Consider the following 7,225-nt stretch of genomic DNA (forward strand, 5'->3'; position numbering starts at 1 on the left):
CGATCACGCTTGATCCAGTTTGCAGGCGCGAGCCGTAGGTTGCAAAACCGCCGACTTGATATGCGCCTTTGCTGACGAGTGCTCGGTAATTGGCCTCAAGCGCGGGCAGCACATTGGTGTAAACATGCGGCGTAATGGTCAAATCGCGATTTTCCGCGATACGCAGATAAATTGGCAGTGTCGCTTCAAGCCCGTTCGCGCGCGTGTAGCGCAGGTCAGGCGCGAGAATACCACTTGCGCCGCTGTTGTCGGCAGGAATTGAGAAGCCGGGCAACGTTGGCAGCTCAAGCCCAAACAGTTCAAGCCGTGCGCCTTTGAACCGGATGCGGTTTTCCGCCGGATTATAGGTGACCTTGCGCGCCTTGAGCTTCCATGATGGGTTTTTGGGGCATCCCGCATCATCGGTGATCGCGCACGGGCTGTACGCGGCGTTATCAAGCACTGAAACATCATCCTTGCGAACCCCCGTTCGCGCCGCGATCCGCCCGCCATTGGCCAGCACGATCAGCAGTTCCTGAACCACGCCGTCTTTGAGCGTGTCAGTCAGCTCAATTGAATCGCCGTAAGCAACATCGCCGCCGGGGCTGGTGACGGCGACATTGCCCGTCGCCAGTACTTGGCCCGTTTTGCGTTGCCACACGACTTTGTCAGCACGGACGCGGTTGCCGTCGCGCTCCATTTTGACGTTGCCAGTTGCCGTGACGATGTCAGCGCGATCATCATAATCGAGCGCATCGGCCTCAAAATCGACGATGTTTTTGTCAATCGGCGGCGCTGCCGGAGCGCTTTGCGCCCAGCCTGAACCACTCGCAGCCAGCAAAAACGGCAATGAGGCCAGCTTGAATGCCCGAAATTTTCCCACAATCACCTGACCGTTAACGATATTGCGCGTCTATCGCACTGGAAGCCGCGCACTGCAATTGGCGATTTGCTGATCAGTCATTAACAGGGGGCAGGACGATTCGTCAAAGCTATACAGCCGGCGAACACACCAAGGAATTATGATGATCAAAATCAGCTTCGCTCAGACAGTCACTGATGGCAGCCCAAATAGCACGAGGGTGTTTCCCGTCCGCAAGGACGGCGTTGGTGCAGCGGCGATGCCGGGGCTGACAAGTGATCAAGTTGCCGTCATTCGCGCGGGCGCAGCGGCGGATCGATTTGAGGGCGAAGCGGGCACGGTTTCAGATCATTTCGTCGCCGGGGCGCAGCGGATTTTGCTCGTCGGCATTGATAAGGGCGACGGCGAGGCTTTTGAAAAAGCAGGAGCCGCGATTGCGGCAAAGCTGCTGACCTCGGGGCAAACCAGCGCGGTTGTTGATCTTACCGGGCTGACGATTGCGCCCTCGGCCGATGCGGTCGCGCGGATGGCGGCAGGAGCTACGCTACGGAGTTGGCGCTATGATAAATACCGCACTAAGTTAGCCGCCAAAGCCAAACCAACGCTTGAAGCACTCACTATCGTTGGTGCCACTGCCGACGCGCAAGCCGCTTGGGGCCGCGCCAGCGCGATTTGTGACGGCGTATCGCTCACCCGCGAACTGGTGACTGAACCCGCCAACATCATTTATCCCGAAAGCTTCGTTGCGCGGTGTCAGCATCTCACCGAACTCGGCGTTGAAATCGAAGTGCTTGATGAGGCGGCGATGGCCGCACTCGGCATGGGATCGTTGCTCGGCGTGTCGCAAGGGTCACGGCGTGAGGCGCAGCTGCTGGTGATGCGTTGGGACGGGACGGGTGGCGCACAGCCAACTCCTGTGGCCTTCGTCGGCAAGGGCGTGACATTTGATACCGGCGGTATTTCGCTCAAGCCCCCGCCGGGAATGGAGGATATGAAGTGGGATATGGGCGGGGCAGGGGCCGTTGCCGGAACGATGCACGCACTCGCCAAGCGCAAGGCCAAGGCGCATGTCGTTGGCGTGTGCGGTCTCGTCGAGAACATGCCCGACGGTAATGCCCAGCGCCCCGGTGACGTCGTGACGTCAATGTCGGGGCAGACGATTGAAGTGATCAACACTGATGCCGAGGGTCGCCTTGTCCTGTGCGATGCGATGACCTGGGTTCAGAAGAAATATGCCCCCAAGGTGATGATTGATCTCGCCACGCTGACGGGCGCGATCATCATTTCGCTTGGTAATGAATATGCGGGCATGTTCTGCAACGATGATCGCACCGGTGAGCGTGGCAAGATCGATCACCACTTCCGGTTCGAATGTTTCCTGCGCCCACCAGATGGCGTCGCACAGCACCAGCCGGCCTTCGGCATCGGTGTTGATCACTTCCACGGTCTGGCCGTTCATCGTGGTCACCACGTCGCCGGGGCGCTGGGCATTGCCGTCGGGCATGTTTTCCACCAGGCCAATCACACCAACCACGTGCGCCTTGGCCTTGCGCGCCGCCAGCGCGTGCATCGCGCCGGTCACGGCCCCTGCCCCGCCCATGTCCCACTTCATGTCTTCCATGCCGGCTGGCGGCTTCAGGCTGATGCCGCCGGTATCAAAGGTGACGCCCTTGCCCACCAGGCACACCGGCTTCACATCCTTTTTGCCGGTGCCGTTCCAGCGCATGGCGAGAATCCGCGCCGGCCGCACCGAACCCTGCGCCACACCCAGCAGCGCGCCCATGCCAAGCTTTTTCATTTCGGCATCATCAAGCACAGTGAGTTCCACGCCCAGCGCCGCCAGATCGCGGGCGCTTTCGACAAAGCTTTCGGGATACAGCACGTTCGGCGGCAGCGTCACCAACGTGCGCGTGCGCGCCACGCCGCCAGCAATCCCCATCAACCGGTCGTGCGCGGTCACCACGCCGGCTCCGACGATGGCAAGGCTGGTGAGGGTCGGTTTCTGCTTGTCCTTCAGCGTGGTGCGATACTGATCGAACCGCCACGAACGCAGCACCGCGCCGTGCGCCAGATGCGCGGCCAGATCGCCTGTCGCCACGCCGGCCACATCCACGTTCACCGTTGTCTCGCCGCTCAGCAGCAGCCGCGCCGCGATGGCGCCGCCGATACGCTCGGCCACGCTGGCGTCGATCTTGTCGGCGGGGCCGGTGCCAACCAGCAGCAGGCGGCTGTGCGGCAGGCCGGCAGGCGCCAGCAGTTCAACAATGTCGCCCGCCCCGCCCTCAAAGCGTGCGGCCTTGGCCGCCGCCCGCACGGCGCCATTGCTGGCGGCATCAGCCGCCTGCGCCCCGGCGCTGAGCGCACCATCCGGGCCGGCAAACACCACCAACGCGGCAGCCGGTTCAGCAACTACGGGCAGATAGGCAATGGCGAGCATGAAATTCCCTTTCGATTCGAACAGGCGTTCTGATTAGGCCGCGCCCACCGCTTCGCCAAGCAGATGGTTGCAGGCCCGCCATGGCCCGGCTATCGACCGAATGTGCCCGTCTCCGCCTCTCCGCCTGCATCACGATCTGCGCTTCGTCGCGGCCTGCTGCTGGCTGTGGCCGGTCTGGCGCTGCTGCCGGCCCCGGCGCTGGCGCAGCGCATGTCGCCGGCACTGCTGGGCAATCGCGAACCGGTCAACCGCGACCCCGATGCGCCGCCGCGCCGAAGCGGTCTGCCGCAGGCCGGCGATTCGGTTAATTTCGAAGCCGACCAGATGCAATATGCCGAAGACGACCGGCTGGTGATTGCCAGCGGCCGCGTGCGCGTTTCGCGCGATGGCTATGCGCTGGTGGCGGATCGGGTGGAATATCGCCGCGGGCAGGACGGCATCGCCGGCGATGTTGTTGCCATCGGCAATGTGCAGATCACCGATCCCAGCGGCAATCAGGCGCTGGGCGACCGCATCACCCTTACCGACAGCCTGAAAGACGGCGCCATCGCCAACATGCTGCTGGTGCTCAACGATGGCGGCCGGCTGGGCGCCAAGGCTGCCACTCGCGGCGAAAAGCGCTACACCATGGACAGCGCCGTTTATTCCCCCTGCGCCGTGGTGGATGGCGATGGCTGCCCACAGGCGCCCGTGTGGAAGATCAAGGCGGTGAAGATCGTTTATGATGAAGATCGCCACCGCATTTCTTACCGTGGTGCCAGCCTTGAAATGTTCGGGCTGCCGGTGCTGTGGCTGCCCAGCCTGTCGCATCCTGATGGCGATTCGCCGCGGGCCGGTGGCGCGCTGGTGCCGGCAGTGGAGATCCAGCGTCAGTTGGGCGTTGGCGTTTCGATTCCGGTCTATGTTGCGCTGGGGCCGGATCAGGATTTCACCATCACCCCCTGGCTGTATTCCGCCACCAACCCGGCGCTGGCCTTCCAGGCGCGGCGGCTGCTGAAGGATGGGCCGATCCAGGTGGATGGCATGTTCACCTACGCGCGCCGGTTCGATCTTGCCGCCGACGGTGTCACCGAAGTGGACCAGGGTGAGCGCTTCCGCGGCTATCTGGGCGTGAAGGGCCGTTTGCAGCACGACAGCCAATGGCGATCGGTGTTTTCGGTTCGGCTCACCACCGATGACACGTTTAACCGCCGCTATGGCCTGGGCTTTGATGATACGCTGCGATCATCTTATGCGCTGGAACGCGTCACCAATGAAAGTTGGCTGTCGATTTCGGCGTGGTATTTCCAGGGCCTGCGCGCCAGCGACCGGGCCAGCGAGATTCCACTGGCGCTGCCGCTGATCGATTATGACTGGCGGCCGGATTGGAATGTGGCCGGCGGCAAGGTGCGGCTGGGCGCCAATTCGCTGCTGGTCACGCGGACAAGCGGGCAGGACATGTTTCGCGCCGTGGGTTGGGGCCGCTGGGACCGCAGCCTTTACACCCAGTTGGGCCAGCGCATCAGCTTTACCGGCCTTGTGCGCGGCGATTTGTACGATGTGCGCAATTCAGCGCTGGCCACCTTCCCCGAATATGCCGGCCGCGATGGCTGGCGCGGGCGCGGTGTGGCGCTGGCGGCGGTGGATGTGAGCTGGCCATTTGCCGGCCCGGCCTTTGGCGGCGAGCAGGTGATCAGCCCGCGCGTGCAGTTGGTGGCGGCGCCGCGCATCGCCAACAATGGCTTTGCCAACGAAGACGCCCGCGCCTTCGAACTGGAAGATGTGTCGCTGTTCGATTTGGGCCGCACGCCCGGTCTTGATCGCGTCGAAAGCGGCAGTCGCCTGACGTACGGCGCCGAATATACGCTGGATCGGCCCGGCTGGCAGCTGCGCGCCGAAATCGGCCAATCGGTGCGGCTGGACGGCGATGGCAGTGAATTTGCCGATGGCACCGGCTTTCGCGGCCGCGTGTCTGATGTGGTGGGCCGCACCAGCCTGAAGATCGGCCGGCTGGTGGAGTTCACTCATCGCTTCCGGCTCGACAAGGATAATTTCGCCGTCCGCCGCAACGAAATTGATCTCACCGTGGGTGGCCGGCGTTCGTATGTGTCGGCGGCGTATATCCGGCTCAACCGCAACGTCACGCTGGAAGATCTGGAAGACCGGCAGGAACTGCGCATTGCCGGGCGGGTCGCCCTGGCACGTTATTGGGCGCTGTTCGGCAATGCCATCATCGATCTCACCACCAAGGCGGAAAATCCCCTGGCCAACGGCGACGGCTTTCGCGGCATCCGCCACCGGGTTGGCATCCAGTATGAGGATGAATGTTTCCGGTTCGGCATCGGCTGGCGCCGCGATTATGTGGGTGACCGCGATTTCCGCCCCGGCAACAGTTTCCAGATCAGCATTGCCTTCAAGACGCTGGGTCAATGATGTTTTCAGCCCGCGTTCAGGCAGCGGGCGCCATGGCAGCGCAGGCCGGCCCAAACCACTGGGCCCAAACAAGCGCTTTCCCCGGCCGCTGCCCTTGCGCTAAGGGCAAGGCATCGGGGGGTGCGCTGCGGCGCTTCGGAGCATGTGAATGAAGCTGAATTTTCTGACCGGCCGACGGGCGCTGATGGCGCTGGCTCCAAGGGTGTTGGCCCCCATGGCGCTGGCCCTTTCAGTCCCGGCCGGCAATGCCAGCCTGTTTGCCCAGGCGGCAAACCGCAGCTTTTCAGCCAATGATCTGCCGGAACTGGTGGTGCTGGGCGATGTCGATCCAACGCTGCGCAAGGCCCAGGCCATCGTCAATGGTGACGTGATCACCGATACCGATATCGATCAGCGGCTGGGGCTGGTGCTGGCGGCCAATGGCGGCCGCGTCGATGATGCCGAAAAACAGCGTCTGCGCCTACAGATCATCCGCAACCTGATCGATGAAAAACTGCAATTGCAGGAAGCCGCCGAAAACGACATCCGCATCAACGAAGCAGAAGTAACGCGTTCGTTCGAGCGTATCGCCCAGAATTTCAAGCGCACGCCCGTTCAGTTCGAAGCCTATCTGCGCCAGAACACCAGTTCGCCGGCCAGCCTGAAATCCCAGATCCGCGCCGAAATGGCGTGGAGCCGGGTGCTGCGCCGCAAGGTCGAACCGCTGGTCAATGTCGGCGACGATGAAGTGCAGCAGGTCATCGACAAGCTGAATGCCGCCAAGGGCAAGGACGAATTTCATGTTGGCGAAATCTTCCTGTCGGCGTCGCCCGAAACGCTGGATGCGGTGATGCAGGACGCATCGCGCATTGTCGGCCAGGTGCGCGGCGGTGCCAGCTTTGTCGCCTATGCCCGCCAGTTTTCCGAAGCCTCGTCCGCCGGCCTGGGCGGCGATCTGGGTTGGGTGCGCGGTGAACAGTTGAACAATGCTGTTACCGCTGCAGTGGCCGCGCTGCAGCCGGGGCAGATCACCGACGCCATCCCGGTGGCTGGCGGCGTTGCCATCATGGCGCTGATCGAAAAACGCCAGGTGCTGGCCGCCGATCCGTTGATGGCCATGCTCAGCCTGAAACAACTGACCATCCCTCTGAAACCCGAAACGACCGAAGCCCAGGCCCGTGCCAGGGTGGAAGAAATCGGCGGCCTGACCCAGAATATGGGTGGCTGCGGCGGCGTCGAGACGATGGCACAGAAGATCGGCGCCGAAGTGGCAACCAATGATGCGGTGCGCATGAAGGATCTGCCCGCACCGCTGCAGGCGATCCTGGGGCGTATGTCGATTGGCGAGGCCACTCCGGCGTTCGGTTCGGCCGAAGAAGGCCTGCGCGTGCTGGTCCTGTGCGGCCGCGACGATACGCAGGTGCAGGCCAAGGCGCCCAATTTCGAGGAAATCTTTGCCCAGATGAACGATGAGCGCGTCAACATGCGCGCCCGCCGCTATCTGCGCGATCTGCGGCGCGACGCGATCGTCGATTATCGCTGATGGCGGCGCTGCC

Annotated in this window: 3 protein-coding genes and 2 pseudogenes; 3 read left to right on the forward strand and 2 right to left on the reverse strand. The window is 63.0% G+C overall.

Features of this window, described 5'->3' with window-relative positions; genetic code table 11:
• Nucleotides 1-829 (reverse strand): LptA/OstA family protein (locus RMO81_RS03625; RefSeq protein WP_310474379.1); only part of this gene is annotated, 829 nt, incomplete at its 3' end.
• 172 nt (nt 830-1,001) lie between these two features.
• Here RMO81_RS03625 and RMO81_RS03630 point away from each other — a divergent pair.
• Nucleotides 1,002-2,168 (forward strand): annotated as a pseudogene (locus tag RMO81_RS03630) (leucyl aminopeptidase); the annotation flags it as partial.
• 3 nt (nt 2,169-2,171) lie between these two features.
• On the opposite strand, the pseudogene RMO81_RS03635 reads toward RMO81_RS03630, so the two are convergent.
• Nucleotides 2,172-3,278: pseudogene (locus tag RMO81_RS03635) on the reverse strand (leucyl aminopeptidase family protein); the annotation flags it as partial.
• Nucleotides 3,279-3,443: 165 nt separating this feature from the next.
• Between RMO81_RS03635 and RMO81_RS03640 the strand changes: the two are divergent.
• Together RMO81_RS03640 and RMO81_RS03645 are read left to right on the forward strand one after the other, a co-directional pair.
• Nucleotides 3,444-5,690: an LPS assembly protein LptD gene (locus RMO81_RS03640; protein WP_310474380.1), complete on the forward strand. Its 2,247-nt coding sequence runs from the start codon at nt 3,444-3,446 to the stop codon at nt 5,688-5,690.
• A gap of 148 nt (nt 5,691-5,838) precedes the next feature.
• Nucleotides 5,839-7,212: a peptidylprolyl isomerase gene (locus tag RMO81_RS03645; RefSeq protein WP_310474381.1), complete on the forward strand. Its 1,374-nt coding sequence runs from the start codon at nt 5,839-5,841 to the stop codon at nt 7,210-7,212.
• Nucleotides 7,213-7,225: the final 13 nt, after the last annotated feature.

Source organism: Sandarakinorhabdus sp. (assembly GCF_031422795.1).
Lineage (GTDB): Bacteria > Pseudomonadota > Alphaproteobacteria > Sphingomonadales > Sphingomonadaceae > Sandarakinorhabdus.

Coding starts and splice junctions, on each gene's coding strand:
- RMO81_RS03645 (WP_310474381.1), top strand. CDS start 5,839: ATGAAGCTGAATTTTCTGACCGGCCGACGGGCGCTGATGGCGCTGGCT.